This is a genomic window from Paraburkholderia dinghuensis (genome assembly GCF_003837865.1).
Taxonomy (GTDB): Bacteria; Pseudomonadota; Gammaproteobacteria; order Burkholderiales; family Burkholderiaceae; genus Paraburkholderia; species Paraburkholderia dinghuensis.
The window spans coordinates 23,973-46,822 of sequence record NZ_RQIS01000027.1 but is presented as its reverse complement, the minus strand read 5'-3'; the positions used below and the strand labels follow the sequence as shown (position 1 = coordinate 46,822).

Here is a 22,850-nt window from a genome sequence, read left to right as displayed (position 1 = left end):
GAACAAAATCGCGGCGCGACTCAATGAAAGGCCCAGAAAGACATTGGGCTTCATGTCTCCGGCCGATAAACTACGCGAGGCTGTTGCAGCGACTCATTGAACCTACCGCCGCTTTTTTTAGAATGTCACGCTCCTCGGTCACGCGCTTGAGTTCTGCCTTCAGCCGCCGTATCTCGGCGTTCTGGTTAAGCTCAGCCTGCTGCACGACGTCCGGCTTCCCGAACTTCATCTTCCAGGCATACAGGCTGTGGGTCGTGACGCCCGACCTCTGCGCCACATCCGCCACCGAATGACCGCGCTCGCTCACCTGCTTGACTGCTTCAATCTTGAACTCATCCGTGTACCGCTTGCTGCTCATATAGACCCCTTCGGTTGCCAGAAATTATGGCTCAAAGGTGTCTACGAAAGGCTGGCCGGTCCAGCCGGTGCCGGCCGCCACGCTGTCGACGATCGACGACCAATTCGGTGCACCGCTGGCGCCTGTGGATACGATTGCTTTGGCTCGCGTAGTTTCTTTAATGGTACGTGACAGCGGTCATCACACCAGTTTCGTATTGAGCGTATTACTCGAGCGTTTCAGCGACCCAGCGTTCGACACTGCTCGCGAGAGTTAAGACTCTTGGGTAACCAGTACTATTCTGTTTGCTGTGGTTAATTTCAGGCCGCTTATAAAGCAAAGTCAAATTCTTAGGCAGAGGACTAACCTGGCCACATTCTCGGACGCGTCCGAGTTTCATATGGACATGTCCGAATTTTGCCGAGAACGTGCCTAATTGACAATACTTGATCGTATCTCGTTTTTAATTTTTATTTCTTTATGTGAATATACGCTCACCCTCAATACAGGGCGCATATCAACGCTAGTTTATTAGGAGTGGGAATATGAAAAGCAATAAATTCGCCGTTATCGGTGCGGTTTTCGCCGCCGCAGCTCTTGCACCGGCCGCTTCGTGGGCCGCGGATGGAACGATCACGATTCAGGGCACGATTACTGCCCAGACTTGCTCGATCAGCGGCGATGGTCAAGGCACGGACTTCACCGTGATGCTGCCGACCGTTTCGACGAGCGCGCTCACCATCGCCGGTGCAACGGCCGGCCGTACGCCGTTCAACATCGCACTGACGAACTGCTCGCCGGATTCGGGCACGGTTTCGACGTACTTTGAGCCGGGCGTGACGGTCAACTCGAGCACCGGTCAGCTGCACAACACGAACGGTGATGCACAGAACGTCGAAGTGGGTCTGCTCAACAGCGATGCCACGCAGATCATGCTGGGTCAGGCGCAAGCGTCGCAAAACTCGGAATCGGCTTCGATCTCGGCTGGTTCTGCAACGCTGAACTACTACGCGCAGTACGTTGCCGTGAATGGTGCGTCGACCGCAGGTCAGGTTGACACGAGCGTGATGTATTCGATGTCCTATCAGTAAGCGCTGAATGGTTGAGAGTGGTGCGGACGCGGTCCGCGCCATTTCTTAGGTATACCTAACAAATATTACGGAGAAGACGTGTGATGGGGATTTTCAGGAACGTCGCCGCTGCAACAGCGATTCTGGTCATGAGCGGGCTGGTTGCGGCGAGTGCATCGGCAAGCGTGGTTATTACTGGAACGCGCGTGGTGTACCAGGAGAAAGATCCCGAGGTGACGGTTCGGGTGACCAACGACGGAAAGTCGCCGGCTCTTGTGCAGACGTGGATCGACGCCGGTAACCCCCACGCATTGCCCGACGAAAACGCTGTTCCGTTTACGATTCTGCCGCCGCTGTTCCGTCTCGATCCGAACAAAGGCCAGAGTCTGCGCCTGATGTACACGCATGAACCGCTCGCGAAGGACAAAGAGTCGCTGTACTGGCTGAACGTGCTTGAAGTTCCGCCCCGCGCGACGGGCAAGGATGCCGATCCCAACGTGCTGCGTCTCGCGCTGCGGACGCGCATCAAACTGTTTTTCCGGCCCACGGGCCTCGCAGGTGATCCGAGGGATGCACCTGGAGCCGTGAAATGGGCATTTGTCGAGCACGATGGCCGCTATGTGTTGCGTGCGACCAATCCTACGGCTTACCACGTGACATTCACAGTCGTGAGTGTGAAGGCGGGTGGTGTGGAGCGCACGAATGACAAAGGCGGCATGGTCGATCCGCAGGCTAGTACGGAATTCGATATGGGCAATTTGGGGGCAAAGCCGTCTGGGCCGCTCGTCGTCAATTTCAAGTCAATCGACGACTTTGGGGCCGGCGTAGAAGGATCGTGGCGGGAAAAAACGAACTGAACGCACTCGCCAGGAATTCGATCGCGGTTCGCAAGCGCTGCGGCATGAACGGGTTTTGAAGCCCCGGTCATGCCTGACAGGCTTGAACCCCGTGCGGCAGACAAAAACACCAATAAAACGATTCATATGTCATCCTCCAATTCAGCGCTATTTCCGCGTACGCGGATGAGCGCGGCCATCATGATGGCCATTGCGGCTAGCGCCTCGCACTCGGCTTGGGCTGACGTCATGGTTTCGCAGGTGCAGTTCGACGACCTGATGCTGATGAAGCCCAAGGGTGGAAGCATCGACGTTTCGCGTTTCGGCCGTGGCGAGGTAGTGATGCCAGGGCGTTATAACGTCGAAATGTACCGCAATGGCGACTGGATTGGACACCTGAATGTTCAGTTCGTCGCGCAGCAGCCAGGCGCCAATGCAACGCCGTGCTTCGACCGCGCACTGATCTCGCGCATCGGGCTCAACATGGCCGCATTCGGAGAGGAGCAGCATGATGCGCTCGCGGCGCTCGATGCTGGCGAGTGCATCGCGCTTGACAAACTTGTACCGGATGCCACCAGTTCGTTCGATCTTTCGGATTTCCGGCTCGACCTGAGTATTCCCCAGATCGCCCTCGCACGTAATCCCTCGGGTTACGTGAGTCCCGAACTTTGGGATTCCGGCGTCACGTCTGCGACGCTCGCGTATAACTTCAACACGTTCCATTCGGAGGGGAGCGGCTCCCGGTACGACCAGAGCTATCTGGGCCTGACTAGTGGCATCAACGTCGGCGACTGGCACTTCCGCAGTAACGGTGCCTTTACCTCGGGAACGGGCGCCGGTACGCACTATCAGGACATCTCGACCTACGTTCAGCGCGATCTCCCATCGCTGCGGAGCCAGTTGACGATCGGTGACTCGTTCACTGATGGCGCCATGTTTGACAGTATCGGTGTTCGGGGCATACAGATCGGTACAAACGATCAAATGTTGCCCGATTCGATGCGCGGCTATGCGCCTGTCATTCGCGGCATCGCGATGACAAATGCACGCGTGACCGTCACACAGAACGGCAACCGGATTTACGAAACCAACGTTGCGCCGGGGGCGTTCAGCATTGACGATGTTTATGCGGTTGGTTACGGCGGTAATCTCGTCGTCACGGTGACGGAGGCCGACGGTAGCCAGCATAGCTTCACGGTGCCGTATTCATCGGTGGTGCAGTTGCTCCGGCCGGGCATTTCACGATTCCATTTTGTCGTGGGCCAGGTGCGCGATGTTCAGCTCAATGATCACCCCAACTTCTTTCAGGCAACGTATCAACGAGGCATCAATAACCTGTTGACTGGCTACGCCGGCGTCAATGCGGCGCGCGGTTACACGGCGGGCCTCGTCGGCGCGGCTTTCAATACGCCGGTGGGCGCGCTCGCCCTCGATCTCACGTATGCCAATGCGACGATTCCGGGCGTAACGAATACGCGTGGCCAGAGTCTGCGGATCAGTTATAGCCGGATGCTGCCGGCGACCGGTACCGACATTGCAGTCGCGGCGTACCGCTATTCGTCGAGCGGTTTCTGGACAATGCGAGATGCGCTTCTCGCACGGCAGGCGATTGGGTACGGCCCCATCGGCGATACGTTTTACCGCCAGCGCAATCAACTTCAGGTGACGCTCAATCAGTCGCTGGGTACGACCTGGGGCAATGTGTACGTCGTCGGTTCAACGCAGAACTACTGGAACCGTAGCGGCACCGATACGCAAGTGCAGGTGGGTTACAACAATTCTCTGCGCCTGGGTAGTTATAACGTTGGCTATAACCTGTCATTCGCGCGGCAACGCGATGCGACGACGGGGCGCATAGTCACGCAGGCGCTTGGCACTGTCACGTTGCCGCTGGGGCGCAGCACGCATTCGCCTGTGCTTTCGCTCAACATCGGCCAGTCGAGCCAGAGCGGCGCGAGCGATCAGGCCATGCTCACGGGAACCGCGGGCGAGCACAACCAGTTCGCGTATGGCGTAACGGCGAGCCATATGTCCGGCGTCGATTCCGGTGGCGGAAATATTCAGTACCGCGGTGTTAATTCGACGCTTACGGCCAGCGCAAGTACAGGTACGCGTTACACGCAGGTTGGCGCGGGATTGTCAGGCGGCGTGGTCGTGCATCCGGGTGGGATGTCGCTGGCAAACAGCCTGAGCGACACGATCGGCGTCGTCGAGGCGAAGGGCGCGCAAGGCGCGTCCATCGAAAACTGGCCTGGTGTGAAGGTCGATAACCATGGTTATGCCATCCTCCCGTTCCTGAATCCGTATCACATGAATCAGGTCAACGTCGACCCGAAGGGGTTGCCGTTCGATGTGGAATTCAGCGAAACGAGTATGCAGGTGGCGCCGCGCCAGAACGCAGTAGCCATGATTCGTTTCGGCACGAAAGTGGGCAGTTCGGTACTCCTTACGGTACGCCGCAAGGATGGAACGCTCGCACCGTTCGGGGCCGATGTGTCCGACAAGGCCGGAACGATCATAGGAACGATCGGGCAAGGTGGGCACGCGTTCCTGCGCGGTCTGCAGGATGGCGGTGAATACAGCGTGCGTTGGGGCGCCGAACCTGGAGATGTGTGCAGCTACCGCTACGTGCTGGACAAGAACGCGGACAGGAAGAAGCCTTATGAGGAAGTTAGCGTGTCGTGTGGCCCTTCGGCGGCCACGTTGAGCGATATACAACACCCTGAAATGGCTGATCCTCATGCACAGGGCGTGGCGCCATGAGCGGTGGCGGGCGGGAAGCGGTGATGTCGCGAAGACAAATCCTCACGATTGGAGTATGGCAATGAAATTGAAGAACCGTTATCGAATGCTGGCAGTTTTGAGTTTCAGCGCTTGTTTCTTTGCGTTGCAGGCGCCGGTGGCAAGTGCGGCGACTCTGGCTGGGCGCATGGCCGGACCGGGACAGGCCCAAGGCAACAACATGCCGGCATGGCAAGCGCGAAACAACGTGGCATCGGGTAGCGGAGGCACCGCAGTGCAACCGTCGCAAAACAGCACCGAGACGGGCAACCCGCCATCCCCGGATTCGGGAAAATTCACGTCTAGATCGAAGGCTCTGCTGTAAAGCCGCGAGATAACAAGCTGAAACTCATCATGCGAATTCCCACGAATTTTTGCTCGCGGCCAGTGTTTTGGCTGCTCACGCTCCTGGTGGTCGTGATTACGACAATAGGGTCAACACGTGCGCACGCGCAAACCTGTTACCAGGGCAGTCTCGGCCCGGAGGACGTGACCATTACGTTACCGGCCACGGTAACGATTCCGCGTGATGCTCCGGCAGGAACAATCCTGGCGCAAGGGACGGTCGCGTTTACGAATGGCCCTGGTACGACCAACGCAACTAACGTGACCCAAGGCATGCAAAATCTTTACGGGGTCTATTGCAGCACAAGCGCGAACCTTATCTATTCGAATCTGATTGGTGGCGCATCGGCCAACGGGGTAATGCCAACATCGCTCAGCGGTATTGGTTTTAGCATTTCTGGAAGCACGGGTACGGTATTAAATACAGGGACGACGACATTGGCCGCGTCGGCGTGGAGCAATTGCGGCACCAATGTCACTTATTGCGTGCTGATTCTCTCAAATGCGATTACGGTGAAACTGATCAAGACGGGGCCGGTCACCGGTATGCAAGTGTTTCCGGCCGGAGAGATTTTTTCGGCTACGATCGGTGGCCTCCCCTTGGCGTCGGTCAGTATCGCGAGCCCCGTGCAGGTGATAGGACAGACCTGCACCGTTACGACGCCGTCAGTGTTGGTTTCGCTCGGTACCGTGCCTTTGAAGACATTTACCAGTGTGGGTTCGGCTTCGAGCCCGGTTCCATTCCAGATTGGTCTGGATTGCTCGGGCGTAACGACGAACGTCGGCGTTACGTTTACGGATATTACCAATCCCGGGAACACGACTTCGAACTTGTCGTTGACCGGCGACTCGACTGCGACAGGTGTAGGCATTCAAATCATGAATTCGGGTTCGCCCGTGCAATACGGCGCCGATGCTTCGGTCGCAGGCAATCCCGGACAGATCATGCTGGGTACGGTCAGCAATGCATCGCAGAATCTTGCCTTCGCCGGTCGTTATGTGCAGACAGGTTCAACCGTCACACCAGGCGTGGCGGATGGGATCGCCACATTCACGATGTCGTACCAATAGGATTGCGGTTCTGCCGTGCCCCTGGCAGTGTCGTGCTCCCCGTCGAGGTTCCGGATGGGGGGAAGGCCTGATTCCAAAAGATGCAGGCATATTTTGGGGCAGTCTAAACTTTAGTAAAGGTAATTGATCATGCAGAAAATCGAACGTCAAGCACTCGCGAACGCAAACGTGGCCGGCGGCTGCTGCAAGTCCTGCTGCTCGACGGACACCAGCAACACCGGTGGCAACGGCAACAACAACGGTGGTGGGTCGCTCGTCTAACCGGTCCGTTGCCCTGATTGGTGAGAACCACTGACCCCCCCTCAGGATGCCCTGTCCTGAGGGGGGGCGGCAAAACCATGTTCGCGCGGTTGCGTTATCCGACTGTCGTTGAGTTTGCCGTTTGCCTCGTCCTACAAAGCTGGCATGTAGATGCCGGATGGAGTTGAAGTTGTGGAAGTACGCAGTTTTCCGGAGTTTCGGGACATACGCGGTCGGTGGATAGCATACGGCGGTTCGGCCCTTGTGATTGTGGGGGTTCTTTTCGCTTTTATCTGCAAGATTGAATTGAAGCAGGACGTCGATTGCGAGATTGTCTCGTCGTCCGAAGTAAAGATTAGTGGTTATTCGGGGATAGTGTCGGCGATATACGCCCAACCTGTGCAAAAGGTCGAGGCAGGCGCGCCGTTGTTCGCGCTCACGCGAGATCTATCACTCACCGCCAGCGGAGAGCCGCGGCAGAGATTCGACGCCGCGCTGCGCGGCGAGCAGCTTCGCGCTGCCTCCACACAGTTCGAATCGAAGCTTGCGGACCTGGAAGCGCAGATCGCTGCCGCCAGTTCGAGAATAGACGCGAGTAATGCGGCCATTTCCGCTGCCGCCGTGCAGATTGGCGAGGCGCGCCAGGTGACGGGGGAATCGCAGAGCAAGCTGGACCGCCTCAACAGCGTTTCAAAATACATAACGGCTGATCGCATAGAACAGGCCAGCAACGATGTTCACCAGGGAAAAATCGCGCTCGCGCAGGCAGTGCAGCGCCGCGAGGAACTGATTGCAGATAGCAAGACGCTCGGCAGCACGTTGACCAGTTTGAACGCGCAGAAGGCGCAGCTCGCAGCCGCACATGAGCGTGAGCTTCAGGATATCCGGCTGCGTTTCGAACAGCTCCGGCAAAACATCACCGTATCGGCACCTCAGGCGGGCATAGTCACGTTTTCCAGTCTTGTCCAGGGACGGTCTCTCGACGCAAGCGATGTGGCCATCGTCATCGGCAAGCAACCGTCCGCGCCACTGTTTGCCGTCTTGCACATTTCGTCTCGCCAGCGTGGTTTCGTGCGCACCGGGCAGACAATTCGCATCAAGTTCGATGCCTTTCCTTATGCCCGTTTTGGCAGCTACCCGGCTCATATCGAATCGATTTCCAACACGACGATTGGCAGTAAGGCAGACGAAGCTCTTGCCGTTGCTGCATCGGATCCGGCAGCGGTGCAGGCCGGTGGCTACTACATGGCATGGGCGCGGCTAAGTGGAGATACTTTTTATTCGGGCCGTGAGCCTTTGAGAATACTTTCGGGTATGCACGGCACGGCGAGCATTGTTGTGGAAAAGAGGACGATTGCCGAGTGGGTATTTGAACCTCTGTTTCGTATGATTCGAGGTTAGTGGTGAAATTGATCTACCAAAACGAAGTAGCCGAATGCGGCTACGCGTGTCTGGCGATGGTCCTCACACATTTGGGGCGGGCGACGGAAGTGCGCGAGATTTCCGCGTTGCGGCCCATTTCCGCGAATGGACTGACCCTGCTCGACCTTTACGATGTTGCGCTGGAATTTGGGCTGGAAGTGGAAGCCTACAAGTTTTCCGCCGATCAGATTTCGCAGATTCGGCGCGGCTCGATTCTCCATTTTGGAGGCGCGCATTTCGTGGTTTTCGAGCGCGCCACGCCCGGTTACGTAAGGATCATTGATCCGGCGGCGGGGCGGCGACGAATCGCCATGGATACCTTCCTGGCATGCATCAGCGGTTATCTGATCCAGTGTTCGCCCACGCCCGCGCTGCCCCGTATCCGTTCGCGCTCGCGTGTGCCTCGCGCGCTGAAACAAGTGCGCGCGTTGACCCCTGAACTAACGTCGTTAATCGCCAAGGTGGTGTTCGTGGCCGCCGCATGCCAGTTCGCGATTCTGGCCATGCCGTACCTCGGCAAGCTCGTACTGGATAATGTCGTGGCGCAGGACAATCTGAACCTGCTGAACGTGCTGGTGCTGACATTTGCGGGTATTTTCCTGACGGGAGCACTCGGCAAGTACGTGCAGGGCTACCTGACGGAGTTCGCGTACGGCAAGGCCCAGATCAACGTAACGCAATCGCTGTTGCTCCGCGTGCTGCGTAATCCCATACCGTTTTTCGAAAAACGCAACGTGGGCGATCTGTTTTCCAAATTCCGGATTCAGAGCGATATCACTGCCTTCGCCACGCGCACGACGATTTCCATGGTGGTCGATGGATGCGTCGCCCTGATTGCGCTTGCGCTCATGCTTGTGCTTAGTCCGCAACTGACGGCCGTGGCACTTGGAGTTTTCACTACTTACGTCGCTGTCGCGCTCGCACTGTACGTGCGTATGCGCGAGACGCACGAACTCGTGATGGAGGAATCGGCGCGCTGCGATGATGCGTTGTTTGAAACATTCCGGGCGGCAGCGATGATCAAGCTTTCGTCCGGTGAAGTGCGCCGCACAACGCAGTACCTGACTCGCTTCCGGGGCTACTCGGCGGCGCAGTTGCACCATAGCCGCCTTGAGCAGGTCCGTGGTGCAACGCTGCAGTTGCTCAATTATGGAGAACTGCTTGCCGTAATGTGGCTGGCTGCTAACCAGATGGTGGCAGGCGCAATGTCGATGGGCGTGTTCTATTCGTTCATGATCTACAAATCGCTGCTTTCCGAGCGGCTTTCCAACGTCATTAACGGCGTGGTGTCAGGGTTGATGTTGTCGGTACCGGCTTCGCGCGTGGCCGATCTCGTGGAGCAGGAACCGGAGCGCTATGCATCTGCGGATATGGTTCACCGGACGCCGGAGACACGCGCGTTCGAATCCATCCAGATTCAGGATGTGACCTTTCGCTACGGGGTCTCGGATCAGCCCGTGCTGCGCGAAGCGAATCTTTCGATACGTCGCGGCGACAAGATCGCGATATCGGGTCCGTCCGGTAGCGGGAAATCCACCCTGTTCAAGCTGATTGGCGCCGTTGAACCGCTTCAGCAGGGGGAAATGGCGTTCAATGGCATCGCCTGGTCAAACGTGACGGTGGATGAAGTTCGGCGCCACATCGCGCAGACGCGTCAGGGCGACATCATTCTGCACGGCTCGATTGCCGACAACGTCACGATGTTCAAGGGGCAGGTCGACGAAGACCGGCTGCACCGCACGCTGGAGGAGGTCGGGTTGCTGCCCGACATCATGCGCTTGCCGATGCGCTCGCGCACGGTGATCAGCGATTCGATTGCGAATATTTCCGCCGGCCAGCGGCAGCGGTTGTTGCTGGCCCGTGCGTTGTACGAGGAAAAGGAGGTCCTGCTTCTCGATGAGCCGACTTCGAATCTCGATCCGGCCTCGGTACGCCTCATTGGCGATCTTCTGCTGCGTCTCGACCGGACGGTCGTTGTTATTACACACGACGAATCGCTCGCGTCACGTTTCCCGCAGCGCTACCGTCTCTGCGATGGTGCGCTCGTGGCTCAGGGGGCAGCTTGAAGCGATGCAACGTTGCCCGCGCGTCGAAGGCGGGTTCACTGAAGTATTTCTCCGCGCTTGTGATCGCGATCGTCGCTTCGACTGCACAGGCGGATACATTGCTGGACGTCGTTGAAAAGGCGCTGGATCGAAGTCCGGATCTGGCGCAGTCGCGCGCGGATGCGAAAATCGCTCATCTTGGCATTGCCGAAGCGCGTGCGGCGCTGCTTCCTCGTGTGGGCGGCGGCTGGGGACGCGCGTATAACCAGATTGCGGTGAGCGGCTATCCGTCGTCAAACTATTGGCAGAGCGGCTGGACCGTGCAATTGTCACAGCCCATATTCGACTGGAGCAAATGGGTCGACTACCGATCGGCGAATGCGGTCAATGTTCAGGGCGAACTGGAATTAAAGCAGCGCGAGCAGGATATGGTATTGCAGGCAGCCAGAGCCTATTTCGATGAGATTGCCGCGGAAAACGAAGTTGCGCGCGCCGATGCATACGTGGAGGCCGTGCTGTCGCATCAGAAGATGATGGGCATTCTGAGCGGCAGTGGCGAGGCCACCGTGATTGACCTGCAGGAGGCGCAGTCGAGCGTGGAGAGTGCGCAGCTTACCTTTGAGGACGCGCGCGTTCAGATGCAGGTAAAGCGGCAGGCGCTGGAGCGGCTCACTGGCACGCCGTTCGATGCCTCGATGTCGCCGCGGAGTCATGTGCTCCCTGTATTGCCGAGCCTTGTGCCCGACGATCAGCAACAATGGGTCGAACAGGCCGAAACGAAAAGCTACCCAGTGCAGGTCGCGCAGATGAATCTGCAGGTATCGGATCTCGGCGTCGATAAAGCGCGTTCGCAGCGTTATCCCGTGGTGTCGATCGACGGTAGTTACACGCCGGCTTCCGCAGCCTCGGGTTATTCCAGACCGAGCACGACGGCTGTTGCCATGTTGTCGGTGTCGATTCCGATCTTTCAGGGTGGGGCGATCAACGCAGGGATCGACAAGGCGATCGCCGCACGGGGCAAGGCGGATGACGCGCTGCGCGCCGCGATTCGCGATGCTGGTGCGGATGCTCAGGATAGCTACACGCGTTTTCGCTGGAGCGCGGAGCGTGCCCGCCGGTTGGGGACGCTAAGCGCCACGAACGACGACAAGCTAAAGGCCACGGAAACCGGCTTTCGGGTTGGCAGCCGCTCGAACGCCGACGTTCTGCGCGCGCTCGACGCGCTGTACACGAGCCGCCGGGATCTGCTGAAGGCGAATTACGATGCAATCGTGGCTTATCTCGGGCTCAAGGCGAGCACCGCGACACTGAGCATGGAGGACATTGCGGATTTGACCCAGCGCATGGCGTCGCCTGATGCGACAGGACCCGAGGCGCGCCAGAATGCTTCCGCGCCGGTCGCCACAACCTATAGACCGGAGTCGGAGCATGACCACGCGCTTAAATGACCCGGCCCGTCGCATCGGTGAAATGTGGTCCGCAGTCATGCGTCGCCAGAATCTGGTCAGGATGGCAATACGCAGAACTCGTGAACGCGTGGTTCGGCGCTTTTCGTATGTCATCCTGTTGCGCATGTCGTGGTCGTCGATCGAGCGCTATGCCTCGCTTCAGTGGCGTATCCGAAGCCTGTTCAATAGAAGGGTGCGCTGGAACGGGCGCATACGCTACGAGCTGGGAAGGGACCTGTATGAGCTAAGTAGCGCGAAGCGATTGCGTACCCAGAGTTCCAGCGCGCGCGAGAAACTGATTGATTTGCGGCTGCATGTAGGCCGGCAGCGAGATCCGGATGAGAAGTGTTGTCCGGATCTGAATGAGGTTGCGGCGACCCTGGCGCGCCAGATCAAGGCACTTCACGTCACCACGCCGGGGCGTCCTGTTATCGTTGCGCCTTTTCACTACGTTTCGCAGTACGCGAACATGTATGTGGTTGAAGTACTGCGCGAGTTACTCGGCATTCCGAGTATTTCAGTCGTGTCCGGGATGCCGCGTGACATCTACGGTATTGATTCGGCCACTATCCCCAACATTCGCATTCTTTATACGTTCGGCGATGGGGATCGGAACGGGCTAGGACTGCGTTTTATCCGTTCGGTGCGACGTGATGGTGTGGCTGTGCTCTTTGCGGACGTGCCACCCTATACGCTCCATAAATATCCGATGGAGACGGTGGGCGTTTCCGTGCTCGGCAGACCGGCGCGCATTCATAACGGGGTTTTTCGTCTCGGCGCAGCGGCTAATGCGCTGCTCATGCCGTTTTATCTGACGTTCGAAAAGGGCCGATTCGGTGCAAGGATTTTCGATCCGATTGATCTTAAGTCGGATGATGCGCCCCAAGCCGTTGCTGACCTGATCGGGTGCGCCCTGCAGGAAAACTATGAATCATGCATCGTTGCTGGTCACCCCGCAATGTATGCATTCTCACCAGTCAAATGAAATGAGCGGATGCTGATCCGTATCTGATGTGCTTAACGAATGTCTAGAAAAAGCACCAGTCGGCACGCCGCCGGAATGTTTGAAGTCTGGTGTATTGCTCGCGAGGGAGGAACGTAATTCGTCCTGGGTTACGCAGAACGTGTGGCCATACCGTGCATGTATAGGGATGAAAATAATATTACAGATTTTCCGCACAATTCGAATGGCATAAGGTGTGTGGCTCGCGGGTGGCGTTGTTGCGCTCGTCGCTTTTATGCTCGGCCCCCGGTTGACGCACGCCTCGATCGTTTGCTGATCGCGGCGAGTATGCGAGAGATAAGCCGACTCTTGGCGAACCGTCACGGTCGCTGAAAGTCGATGGCCTGTTCAATGGGATATTGCTATACCGGGGAAGCAAGCGCATTTACGGCTGCCACGGTGCCCCGGTTGATTGCCAACGACCAGCGCCGGCACGTCAAAAGACAGGCTTTGGTCGCCACCTGTCGAATGCGGATCGGGGGTGCGAAATGGCTCATCGGCTGGTGACACGCTACGAATCAGTGAACCTGCAGCGACGCGCATAGATCAGCGCAGCATCTTTCTGGCTTTTTCCCCTGATCGCACTTATAACCGACGGCAAGCGGGATCTTTCCAGAGCCTGAAGGAGATGCCCATGCGCTCGAAGCGTACGAGGTTCTGCATTCCTGTTCTGGTGGCACTTATAACTTTGGTCTCACCCGCTGTTGACCACGCACAAGTGGCCCGAATGGACGTTGTGCCGTTTGAGTCTCTCACCCTGACGGACCAGGATTTCCTGCGCGGAAGGGAAGATGGCAAACGCGTCACGATAGCTGGGGAACTGCGCTTGCCTCGCTCCAGCGGCGGGCGTTTGCCAGCGGTCATCCTGCTTCACCCCTCAGGGGGCATTAGCGGTGCTGTGACTGACTGGGAAGCGTACTTGCTCTCGATGGGCGTAGCCACGGTTATCGCCGACAGTTTTACGAGCCGAGGCGTTGTCAACACCATCAACAATCAGAGCCAACTGGGTCGGCTGGCGCAGATCGAAGACGCGTATCGCGCGCTCGCCGTTCTGGCCAAAGATCCAAGGATCGATGGTAACCGCGTGATGCTGATGGGCTTCTATACGATGACCCTTGCGTCGAGCGAGGGGCCATCATCGGATATGACGCAACCGCCGCCGAGCAAGCCAGGACGGCGGTGGGAGAGTTGGTGACAACTATTCTAAAACCGGCGCGGTCGCCCTGGTCCGGGAACGGTGGAGGGACGCGCGAATCTGCGTGCTGGTGAAAGAGCAATCCTTACGCGCGGGACTTCCTGTCTCAGAGAACTGTCGCGCAGGAACCTGGAACGAAAAGTCGAGCCCGCTGGCTGCGCCTGGACAATAGACAACGTCTCTCTCAGGTACGTGTGCCCCTCGTCGAATCCATTCGACGAGGGGCACATGAACTCAAACTGCGTAGTGCTTTAGCCAGGAAGGCTTACCCGCCACTCAACAGCGCGCGCAGAACATAGCCTGCGATACGTGGATTTTCCTTGATGCGCCGCGTGCTGTATCCATACCAGTCGTGACCGTAGGGAACATACACACGCACCGGTATCCCCATTGCACGCAGACGCTCCCGCAGCGATTCACAAACGCCGAGCAGCATCTGAAATTCGAAGCGGCCTGGCTCGATCTGCTCGTGCCGGATCCACTCGATCAGCGAGTCGATCAACGCCTCGTCGTGCGTCGCAATGCCAACAAACGATCCAGCCCGTAATGCGCTCGATACATGTCGCAAGAAATGCTCGTTGATTGCGCTTCGGTCGAGCGATGCACCCGATACAAGATGTTCCCTGGCTTCGGCATAGATGCCTTTGCAGATTCGCAGCCGGCTCATCCGTAGTCGAAGCGGGACGATGTCATCGTATGTGCGTTTCAGATACGCCTGCAGTGCAATACCCACGTCTGCCCCCGCGGCTTCTGCCTTTCCGAAGAGGTCGAGTGTTTTCTGTGTGCAATTGGCATCTTCCATGTCGATGCAAGCGGTCACGCCTTTCTCGTTCGCAGCCTCGAGGATGCGTAGAACGTGCTCTTTGCAGAGGGCTTCATCGAACAGCAAGCCGAGGGCTGATGGCTTGATCGACAGATCCGCAGGCACACCGGCGGTATGCAGTGCGTCGATCAGGGCCAGGTATTCGCGCGTTACCGTTTCGACTTCTGCTGGTGAGTGAACCGTTTCACCGAGTACATCGAGCGTCGTGCAGTAGCCCGCTGCGTGCAATGAGCGCACGCGGTCGAGCGCGTCGGAGAGCGTCGCGCCAGCGATATAGCGGCGCGAGATTTTACGGATTAGTGAACGGGGAACGAGCGGGATGGCGCGTGCCGCCATCGTATTGAGAATACGCATGTTGGTCTCACGAAAAAGCCGCCGTGCGATTCCCGACGAGTTGTGTCGGGGTCGAACGACATCGCCGGATCGCTTGTGAAGCGAGTCCGGAATGAATAGTCGCGTCAGCGCATAGGGGTGCGGTGACGGAGGCTGTTCAGAGCGTTTTCGAAGGAGGCCAGGCGGCTGCGTACATTGCGGATCGAGCGCGGTTAATGCAAGTAATGCAATAGCGTTCAGTGAATGAATGCCGTGATATGGGCAGCCCGCGCGCTGTCGCGTGTCGCGGGACTGGCAATCATAGCATCGCGGCTCATCACATCACCCGTTCGACCGGGCCTTAAGTCGATGACCTCAGCGGTCGCTGCCAGATCAACAGCAACTGACGGGCGTGCCCCGATGCCTCCTATCCCGCTTCCCAAAATTGCGTAAAATACTGTATAAATATACAGGTACCGGCGCGATATCAGCTCCAGTCAGTGATTTCGTCATGCCCCGTTTTCGGCTTCGGCAGGGCGATCCATTCCCTTTCGACCGAGCACAAGACCGAGCACAACCATGGCAGCAGCACTTCAGCTTGCGGCAACACATCTGCCGCCCCGGCTGCAAAGCCGGATCTGGGCGGGCGATCAGCTCGCGCATGCGGGCGTTCGCACGGTGTCGAGCGGCCACGCCGCGCTCGACGCTCTCCTGCCCGGCGCGGGTTGGCCGACGGGCAGTCTGACCGAGTTGCTGGTCGAGCAGGGCGGTATCGGCGAGATGCGTCTCGTCGCGCCCGCGCTGCGTTCGCTGACGGCTACGGCCGGTCGCCATGTGCTGCTCGTCGCACCACCCTGGCAGCCGAATGCGTGCGCGCTCGGGGCGTGGGGACTCGCGCTCGAGCGCGTGGTCTGGGTGCGCGCGGGCGAGGACGATGCCCCCTGGGTCGCCGAGCAGGCGCTGCGCCAGGACGGCATGGGCGCCGTGCTGCTCTGGCAGACGAGGGCGCGCGCCGATGCGGTGCGGCGTTTGCAGGTCGCCGCGCAGGATTCGGGCTCGCTCGCGTTCCTGATCCGCCCGCGCGCGGCGCGCAGCCAGTCGTCGCCGGCGCCGTTGCGCATGGTCTGCACGCCGGTGCCGCCGCCCGTCGATGCCAGTCTCAACCGGCGCCAGTGGATGCAGCTCACCGCCGTGTCCGTCGATATCTTCAAACGCCGCGGGCCGCCGCCCGCCCAGCCACTTGTCGTTACGTTGCCGCTGCAGGACGCCGTGCTGCCCCCCACAGGGCCGGCGCATGCCGTGCCGCGGCCCGGGGTCAATCATGTTGTGGATCGCCGTTACCTTGCCGCTCTTGCCGCTGGAGGCCGTGAGGCCGCTGCTGTTGCCGGGTCCGCTGGTGGGTCAACTGCCGGATCAGCCGCATGGGCATCCGTCTGAGGCTCGGACGCAGCCGCCGGGCGTGCCCGATGCACCGGATGCGCAGGACTCCCGCTGCTATGCGCTGGCCGACCACGCGCGTGTCCTGATCCCCGATCCCGATGCGTTCGCGCTCGGCGTGCACGCCGGCAACACGCGCGCGCATGCGCTCGCACTCGCGCCCGGGCTCGTGCTGCTCGAACCCGATCCGGCGCGCGAGACGCGCGCGTTCGAGGCGCTCGCGCTCGCGTTGCTCGCCTATACGCCGAAGGTGTCGTTTGCGCCGTCGCATACGTTGTTGCTGGAGGTCGGTTCCGGCTTGCGCCTTTTCGGCGGCGTGCGCGCGCTGCTGGCGAAAGTGGCGTCGACGGTGGCCGACTGCGGTCACACCGCGCGCATCGCCTGCGCACCCACGGCCTGGGGTGCGTGGACGCTTGCACAAGCACGCGCCACGCGTGTGTCGCGTCGCTGGCGCGTGCTCAAGGAAACGACGCTTGCGTGCGTGCTCGACACGTTGCCGGTCACGCTCGCGCCGTTCGCCGCGCAGCACGATCACGCGCTCACGCAGATCGGCTGCGCGAGCCTTGGCGATCTGCGACGTTTGCCGCGCGAGGGCATCGCGCGACGCTTCGGTGACGGTGTGCTGACCTGGCTCGCGCAGGCGCGTGGCGAGGCGCCCGATCCGCGCGTGTCGTTCAGCGCGCCGCCGTCGTTTCGCGCCGAACTCGAATTGCAGGCGCGTGTGGAAAGCGCCGAGGCGCTGCTCTTCGCCGCCCGCCGGCTCGTGATGCAACTGGCGGGCTGGCTCGCCGCGCAACACGCCGCGCTCACAGCCTTCGAGTTGCGGCTCGAACACGAACTGGCTTCGCGCCACGCACCGCGCACGTCGAGTCTGACGCTCGCGTGGGCAGCGCCTTCGCGCGATGCTGCGCATCTGTTGTGGCTCTTGCGCGAGAAGCTCAATCAGACCGAACTTGCCGCGCCGGTGATCGGGCTTGCGCTCGTCGCGTCCGGGGTGACCGAGTACGCCGTGCCTAACGACACGCTGTTCCCGATGCCGGAAACATCGGACGCATCGATCGCGCAGTTGTTCGAGCGCATTGGCGCGCGGCTCGGCGAGCAGAATGTACTGCAGCTTTTCGTCGAAGACGATCACCGGCCCGAGCGTGCGATGGCGGCGCGCGCATATCGATCGAGCGCGCGCCGGACGGCTGCGCGCAAGCCGCGCGGTCAGCCGCAGACTCAGTCGAAGGACGCAGCGGCGTCCATGCAGTCCGTGCTCGATTTGCCGGACATGCCGCTGCCGTCGCAGCCGCGCCCGGCATGGCTGCTCGAAAAGCCGCTGAAACTGGCCGTGCGCGACGACCGTCCGGTTTACCGCCGGCCGCTGAAGACGCTCACGCGCACCGAGCGCATCGAGACGGGCTGGTGGGACGGCGAGGGCGTCGGGCGCGACTACTACGTCGCCGCCGACGATCAGGGCCGCATGTTCTGGCTCTATCGCGAGCGCATCGGCGGGCAGTGGTATCTGCAGGGATTTTTTGGCTGAGCAGCGATCATGTCGATGTCCGGTTCGGGTGAGGTGCCGCGCGCGCCGTCGCCGTCTCGTCCATTTTTGCAGCCGGGCAGGGCGCTATCCGCGCATTTACCCGATTATGCGGAGCTGCATTGCCTGACCAACTTCACGTTCCTGCGCGGCGCGTCGCGCCCGGATGAACTGGTCGGGCAGGCGATCCGTCATGGTTACCGCGCGCTCGCCATCACCGACGAGTGTTCGCTCGCCGGCGTCGTGCGCGCGTTCAGCGCACTGAATGATCACGACGAGCCGCTCAGGAAAGCGCATGACGAAGCCGTGCGCGAAGCGCAAAGCCGCGTCGGCAATGCTGCTGCGGCGGCGTTAGGGGCGTTCGTGCCGTCGCTGCAGTTGCTGATCGGCAGCGAGCTGAATCTCGTCGAGAAGGACAGCGATGCGCCGTTCTGCACGCTGGTCGCGCTCGCGATGAACCGCGAGGGCTACGGCAACCTGTGCGAGCTGATCACGCTTGCGCGCTCGCGGGCGGACAAGGGGCATTACCGCGTGCACCCAGATGATTTCACCGATCCCGATCCGGAGCTCACGCACCTCAAGCATCTGCGCGATTGCGTGCTGCTGCTCGTGCCGCAGCGCGCGGCGACGCTTGCCGATACGCTGCGCGCCGCACACTGGCTCGCGGGCTTCGCGGCGGAGCGCGCGTGGCTCGCGCTCGAACTCTGGCAGACGGGGGGCGACGATACGCAGATCGAAGCGCTGCGTTTTGTCTCGCAGGAGACGGGCCTGCCGCTCGTGGCGGCGGGCGGCGTGCTGATGCACGCACGCTCGCGCAAGCCGCTGCAGGACACCTTGAGCGCGATCCGCATCGGCCGGCCGCTCACGGCGTGCGGCCGCGCGCTCGAACCAAACGCGGAGCGTCATCTGCGCTCACGCGTGCGGCTCGGCGCGCTGTATCCGCGCGATGCACTCGACGCGACGCTCGACGTTGCGCGCCGCTGCACCTTCTCGCTCGCCGAACTGGCCTACGAGTATCCCGAAGAGCTGGTGCCGGCCGGCGAGACGCCGGCCACGTGGCTGCGCGAGCTGGTCATGCGGGGCGCGGCCGGGCGCTGGCCCGACGGCATGACGGAAAAGCGCCAGAAGCAGATCGACAAGGAACTCGATCTCATTGCGGCGCTGAAGTACGAGAAGTACTTCCTGACCGTCCACGACATCGTCCGTTACGCGCGGGAACAGGGCATCCTGTGCCAGGGGCGCGGATCGGCGGCGAATTCGGTCATCTGCTATTGCCTCGGAATCACGGAGATCGATCCCGTGCGCATGAACATGCTCGTCGAGCGTTTCATCTCTCGCGCGCGCAACGAGCCACCCGATATCGACGTCGATTTCGAGCATCAGCGCCGCGAAGAAGTGATCCAGTACATCTACCGCAAATACGGCACGCGCCGCGCCGCGCTGGCCGCGACGCTCATCACCTACCGTTCGCGCAGCGCGTTGCGCGACGTGGGCAAGGCGCTCGGGCTCGACGCCGCGCTCGTCGAAAAGCTCTCGGGCGCGCACCAGTGGTGGGACGGCTCCGATTCGATCGCGGGGCATCTGGAGGAGGCGGGCTTCTCGCCGGATTCGCATGTCACGCAGCAGCTTATCCGTCTCACGCGCGAGTTGCGCGGCTTTCCGCGTCATTTGTCGCAGCATGTGGGCGGCTTCGTGATCGCGAAGGACAAACTCTCGCGCCTCGTGCCCATCGAGAATGCCGCGATGAAGGACCGCTACGTGATCGAGTGGGACAAGGACGATATCGACGCGCTGCGGCTCCTGAAGGTCGATGTGCTCGCGCTCGGCATGCTCTCGGCGATCCGGCGTTCGCTGGAGCTGATTGCGTTGCGGCGCGGGCTGCCAGCATTTCGCGTGCAGGACATTCCCGTCGAAGATCCGGCGGTCTACGAGATGTGTTGTCACGCGGATACGGTCGGCGTGTTCCAGATCGAATCGCGCGCGCAGCAGAGCATGCTGCCGCGCCTGAGGCCGCGCACGTATTACGACCTCGTGATTCAGGTGGCGATCGTGCGGCCCGGGCCGATCCAGGGGGGCATGGTGCATCCGTACCTGAAGCGGCGCCAGGGGCTGGAGGCGGTGGAGTACGCGAAGGACGAACTGCGCGCGGCGCTCGCACGCACGCTCGGGGTGCCGATTTTCCAGGAGCAGGTGATGCACCTCGCGATGGTTGCCGCCGATTACACCGGCGAGGAAGCCGACAAGCTGCGCCGCGCGATGGCCGCATGGCGGCGTGACGGCGATCTGCGCCCGTACCAGGCGGATCTCACTCGCCGGATGTTGAAGAAGGGCTACACCGAGGAGTTTGCTTCGCGCATCTGCAAGCAGATCGAGGGCTTCGGCGATTACGGTTTTCCGGAGAGCCACGCGGCGAGCTTTGCCTTGCTCGTTTATACGAGTGCGTGGATCAAGCGCTACGAGCCAGCCGCATTTTTGGCAGGATTGCTAAACAGTTTTCCGCTGGGGTTCTATTCGCCGTCGCAACTCGTGCAGGATGCGAAACGCCATGGCGTGACGGTGCTGCCGCCCGATATCGCGTTGAGCGACTGGGATTGCGCGCTGGAGATGCACGACAGGGCAGGCGTGCGGATCGATGCCGATGCGGCTCGCGCGCGCCGTGCCGACGCGGCACATGACCAGGAGCGGCTGCGTGCCGCGTGGCCGCACGACCGGATGCGGCTCTCAGGCCGGATTGCGCGCCGCTTTGCGCGCAGGCTGCGCGCGCGGATCGAGTTGGCGTCGCGTTTCTACGGCCGTGGTGGTCCAGCGGTGCGGCTCGGCTTCCGTCTCATCAAGGGTTTTTCGGAGGATGCCGCGCGGCGCGTGATGGAGGCGCGTGCGCGCGCGCCGTTCGTCGACGTCGACGATCTCGCACGTCGCGCGGCGCTCACGCGGCGCGACCTGGAGGCGCTTGCGGCGGCGAACGCGCTTGCAAGCATCGCAGGGCACCGGCGCGAGGCGTGGTGGGCCGTGACCGCGCAACATGTGGTGCCGGCGCTGCTGCGCGATGCGAGCGTCGCAGAAGCGCCGCTCGCGTTGCCGTGCGCGTCCGAGGGTGCGGAAATCGTCGCCGATTACGCGAGCCTGCGGCTCACGCTGAACCGGCATCCGCTCGAACTGTTGCGGCCCGGTCTCGTGAAGCAGCGCTTTCGCACGGCAGCGCAACTCGCGCAGTGCCGCCACGGCGCGCTCGCACGCGTGTGCGGCATCGTGACGGTGCGGCAACGGCCTGGAACGGCGAACGGGACGATTTTTGTCTCGCTGGAGGACGAGACCGGCTCGGTCAACGTGATCGTGCACGCGGCGCTCGTCGAGCGGCAGCGCAAGGAACTGCTGGGGTCGTCGCTGATGGCGGTGGCGGGTGTCGTGCAGCGCGAGGGTGAAGTGGTGCACCTCGTCGCGCAACGGCTCGAAGATCACAGCCGCCTGCTCGGGCGGCTCGCGACCGAGAGCCGTAATTTTCATTGAGCGGGGCGTGTCCCGGCGGCCCACACTCGCCAACTTTGCACAATGCCCCGTGCGTCAACCGTTCTACGCGCCAGTGACGACGCTCTTGACGGTGTAGCCTGCGTCGTCGATCGCGGCCTTCAGCACGTCGGCGCTCTGGCTCGATTCGACGCTCACGCGGCCCGCGGCCAGATCGACTTCGACCTTTGCGGCGGCGTCATGCTCCTGGATCGCGCGGGTGACAGCGCCCACGCAGTGCTGGCAACTCATGCCTTCGACGTTGAACTGGATCATCGTTTCTTCCTTTTGCAGAGGGGAGGACTCAACTACTAACCTCATATGGGGCCGCGGCCGGATTATGCCAGTCGTGAGTGGAATGGGCGCTAGACCTTCCCATCGCTGGAAGGTATACGATGGAAACATCGTTTGAGTACGGGAGGGAGCGCAGCATGAACATCGGCGAAGCGGCACGCGAATCGGGCGTCACGGCGAAGATGATCCGCTATTACGAGAGCGTGGGCCTGCTGGTGCCCAAGGGGCGCACTGAGTCCGGCTATCGCGTGTACGGCATGGAGGAAGTGCATGCGCTGCGCTTCGTACGTCAGGCGCGACGGTTGGGATTTTCCGTCGACGATATCCGCCGTCTCCTCGCGCTATGGCACGACCGCTCGCGGGCGAGTGCAGAGGTCAAGTCGATTGCGCTCGCTCATGTGACCGAGCTGAACCAGCGCATCGCGGAACTGACCCAGATGCGCGACACGCTTGCTCACCTCGCAGCGCATTGCCATGGCGACGACCGTCCCGACTGTCCGATCCTTGAGCAGCTTGCCGATCCGCAGCCTTCCGTGCACGAGCCGTGTGCCAGCGCGCATTGAATCAAAGTGCGACCAGTACGGCGCAAATCGCCGCACCTTGCTTTAGTCGATGCCCAAAAATGGTGCGTATGTGGTGCTTCCGACGCATCGCCTGCCGCCTGTGCGAAAAATTGTGCCAATAAATCATGCTTTTGCGGAGCATTCGTGTTGAGTCATTCCATTCTGGAATGCACCGCATTCGTGCGATTCAGTTGCAAATCTCAAAAACATGGTTATACTGCGGGTTATCCCTTGGTAGGGTAATCCCTGATGAGATTCCACCGGGGACATAGAGATCCTTGTAGAGGAACATCATGTTTGCGTACATTCTTGAAGCAGTGAGCAACTGGTTTGAAGTCGCTGAGCGTACCCGCCGCGAATCGTATCTGGCGTCATCGACGGACGTTGTGCAACTCGAACAACGTATCCGATCGCTCGAAACGGACGGCTACTCGCAATAAGCCACGCGTTACACCACGTTGTCTCAGGCCCCGCCTTGCGGGGCTTTGTCATTTCTGGCACTGCCTTTTCGGGAAGCGGTCGCCTGCCAGTGCAGGCGCTGTAGACTGATCCGCGACGCCACAGTGAGGTAAAGTCTTTTCGAGATAAGCCGACAAAGC

The 22,850-nt window shown here is 60.7% G+C and carries 18 protein-coding genes and 1 pseudogene; 16 read left to right on the top strand and 3 right to left on the bottom strand.

Going from position 1 to position 22,850, the window contains the following annotated elements; genetic code table 11:
• Positions 1–109: 109 nt before the first annotated feature.
• A pseudogene (locus tag D1Y85_RS25175) lies at positions 110–358 on the bottom strand (transposase); the annotation flags it as partial.
• Positions 359–882: 524 nt separating this feature from the next.
• Between D1Y85_RS25175 and D1Y85_RS25170 the strand changes: the two are divergent.
• The 11 genes from D1Y85_RS25170 to D1Y85_RS25125 all read left to right on the top strand — a co-directional run bounded on the left by D1Y85_RS25170 (position 883) and on the right by D1Y85_RS25125 (position 13,793).
• On the top strand, positions 883–1,428 hold the full coding sequence (locus tag D1Y85_RS25170) for a fimbrial protein (protein ID WP_124153795.1): 546 nt from the start codon (positions 883–885) through the stop codon (positions 1,426–1,428).
• A gap of 83 nt (positions 1,429–1,511) precedes the next feature.
• Positions 1,512–2,264 (top strand): fimbria/pilus periplasmic chaperone, encoded by a 753-nt coding sequence (locus tag D1Y85_RS25165; protein WP_124153794.1) that lies wholly within the window; start codon positions 1,512–1,514, stop codon positions 2,262–2,264.
• A gap of 165 nt (positions 2,265–2,429) precedes the next feature.
• Positions 2,430–5,006, top strand: a complete 2,577-nt coding sequence (locus D1Y85_RS25160) for a fimbria/pilus outer membrane usher protein (RefSeq protein ID WP_185219126.1) — start codon at positions 2,430–2,432, stop codon at positions 5,004–5,006.
• Positions 5,007–5,067: 61 nt separating this feature from the next.
• On the top strand, positions 5,068–5,349 hold the full coding sequence (locus D1Y85_RS25155; protein ID WP_124153792.1) for a hypothetical protein: 282 nt from the start codon (positions 5,068–5,070) through the stop codon (positions 5,347–5,349).
• A gap of 29 nt (positions 5,350–5,378) precedes the next feature.
• Positions 5,379–6,440: a fimbrial protein gene (locus D1Y85_RS25150; protein ID WP_124153791.1), complete on the top strand. Its 1,062-nt coding sequence runs from the start codon at positions 5,379–5,381 to the stop codon at positions 6,438–6,440.
• A 129-nt stretch (positions 6,441–6,569) separates the two neighbouring features.
• A complete protein-coding gene (locus tag D1Y85_RS27990) occupies positions 6,570–6,701 on the top strand; it encodes a hypothetical protein (RefSeq protein WP_281278322.1) in 132 nt (43 codons plus the stop codon).
• 171 nt (positions 6,702–6,872) lie between these two features.
• Positions 6,873–8,081 (top strand): HlyD family secretion protein, encoded by a 1,209-nt coding sequence (locus D1Y85_RS25145; protein WP_124153790.1) that lies wholly within the window; start codon positions 6,873–6,875, stop codon positions 8,079–8,081.
• A 2-nt stretch (positions 8,082–8,083) separates the two neighbouring features.
• A complete protein-coding gene (locus D1Y85_RS25140) occupies positions 8,084–10,168 on the top strand; it encodes a peptidase domain-containing ABC transporter (protein WP_124153789.1) in 2,085 nt (694 codons plus the stop codon).
• A complete protein-coding gene (locus tag D1Y85_RS25135; protein ID WP_185219125.1) occupies positions 10,165–11,595 on the top strand; it encodes a TolC family outer membrane protein in 1,431 nt (476 codons plus the stop codon). The genes D1Y85_RS25140 and D1Y85_RS25135 overlap by 4 nt, the downstream gene beginning before the upstream one ends.
• On the top strand, positions 11,576–12,580 hold the full coding sequence (locus D1Y85_RS27775; RefSeq protein ID WP_246025050.1) for a lysophospholipid acyltransferase family protein: 1,005 nt from the start codon (positions 11,576–11,578) through the stop codon (positions 12,578–12,580). The genes D1Y85_RS25135 and D1Y85_RS27775 overlap by 20 nt, the downstream gene beginning before the upstream one ends.
• Positions 12,581–13,232: 652 nt before the next feature.
• Complete coding sequence (locus D1Y85_RS25125; RefSeq protein ID WP_124153787.1) at positions 13,233–13,793, top strand: dienelactone hydrolase family protein; 561 nt, start codon at positions 13,233–13,235, stop codon at positions 13,791–13,793.
• Between the two features lie 265 nt (positions 13,794–14,058).
• On the opposite strand, the gene D1Y85_RS25120 is transcribed toward D1Y85_RS25125, so the two are convergent.
• Positions 14,059–14,970, bottom strand: coding sequence for a proline dehydrogenase family protein (locus D1Y85_RS25120; RefSeq protein ID WP_124153786.1), 912 nt, complete (start codon positions 14,968–14,970; stop codon positions 14,059–14,061).
• A gap of 537 nt (positions 14,971–15,507) precedes the next feature.
• Here D1Y85_RS25120 and imuA point away from each other — a divergent pair.
• From imuA to D1Y85_RS25105, 3 genes are read left to right on the top strand one after another with little or no spacing between them, the layout of a single operon-like run.
• Complete coding sequence (gene imuA, locus D1Y85_RS25115; RefSeq protein ID WP_124153785.1) at positions 15,508–16,365, top strand: translesion DNA synthesis-associated protein ImuA; 858 nt, start codon at positions 15,508–15,510, stop codon at positions 16,363–16,365.
• Positions 16,250–17,893 carry a Y-family DNA polymerase gene (locus D1Y85_RS25110; protein WP_124153784.1) on the top strand — a complete coding sequence of 548 codons (1,644 nt, stop codon included), beginning with the start codon at positions 16,250–16,252 and terminating at the stop codon, positions 17,891–17,893. The genes imuA and D1Y85_RS25110 overlap by 116 nt, the downstream gene beginning before the upstream one ends.
• 15 nt (positions 17,894–17,908) lie before the next feature.
• Entirely contained in the window at positions 17,909–21,397 is a 3,489-nt protein-coding gene (locus D1Y85_RS25105; protein WP_425466984.1) for an error-prone DNA polymerase, read from the top strand.
• Between the two features lie 63 nt (positions 21,398–21,460).
• Here D1Y85_RS25105 and D1Y85_RS25100 read toward each other — a convergent pair whose 3' ends face one another.
• Positions 21,461–21,670, bottom strand: coding sequence for a heavy-metal-associated domain-containing protein (locus tag D1Y85_RS25100; RefSeq protein ID WP_124153782.1), 210 nt, complete (start codon positions 21,668–21,670; stop codon positions 21,461–21,463).
• Between the two features lie 155 nt (positions 21,671–21,825).
• Here D1Y85_RS25100 and cueR point away from each other — a divergent pair, with 155 nt between their 5' ends.
• On the top strand, positions 21,826–22,251 hold the full coding sequence (gene cueR / locus D1Y85_RS25095; RefSeq protein WP_124153798.1) for a Cu(I)-responsive transcriptional regulator: 426 nt from the start codon (positions 21,826–21,828) through the stop codon (positions 22,249–22,251).
• A gap of 293 nt (positions 22,252–22,544) precedes the next feature.
• Positions 22,545–22,691 (top strand): DUF3563 family protein, encoded by a 147-nt coding sequence (locus D1Y85_RS25090; RefSeq protein WP_124153781.1) that lies wholly within the window; start codon positions 22,545–22,547, stop codon positions 22,689–22,691.
• The last annotated feature ends 159 nt before the right edge of the window (positions 22,692–22,850 follow it).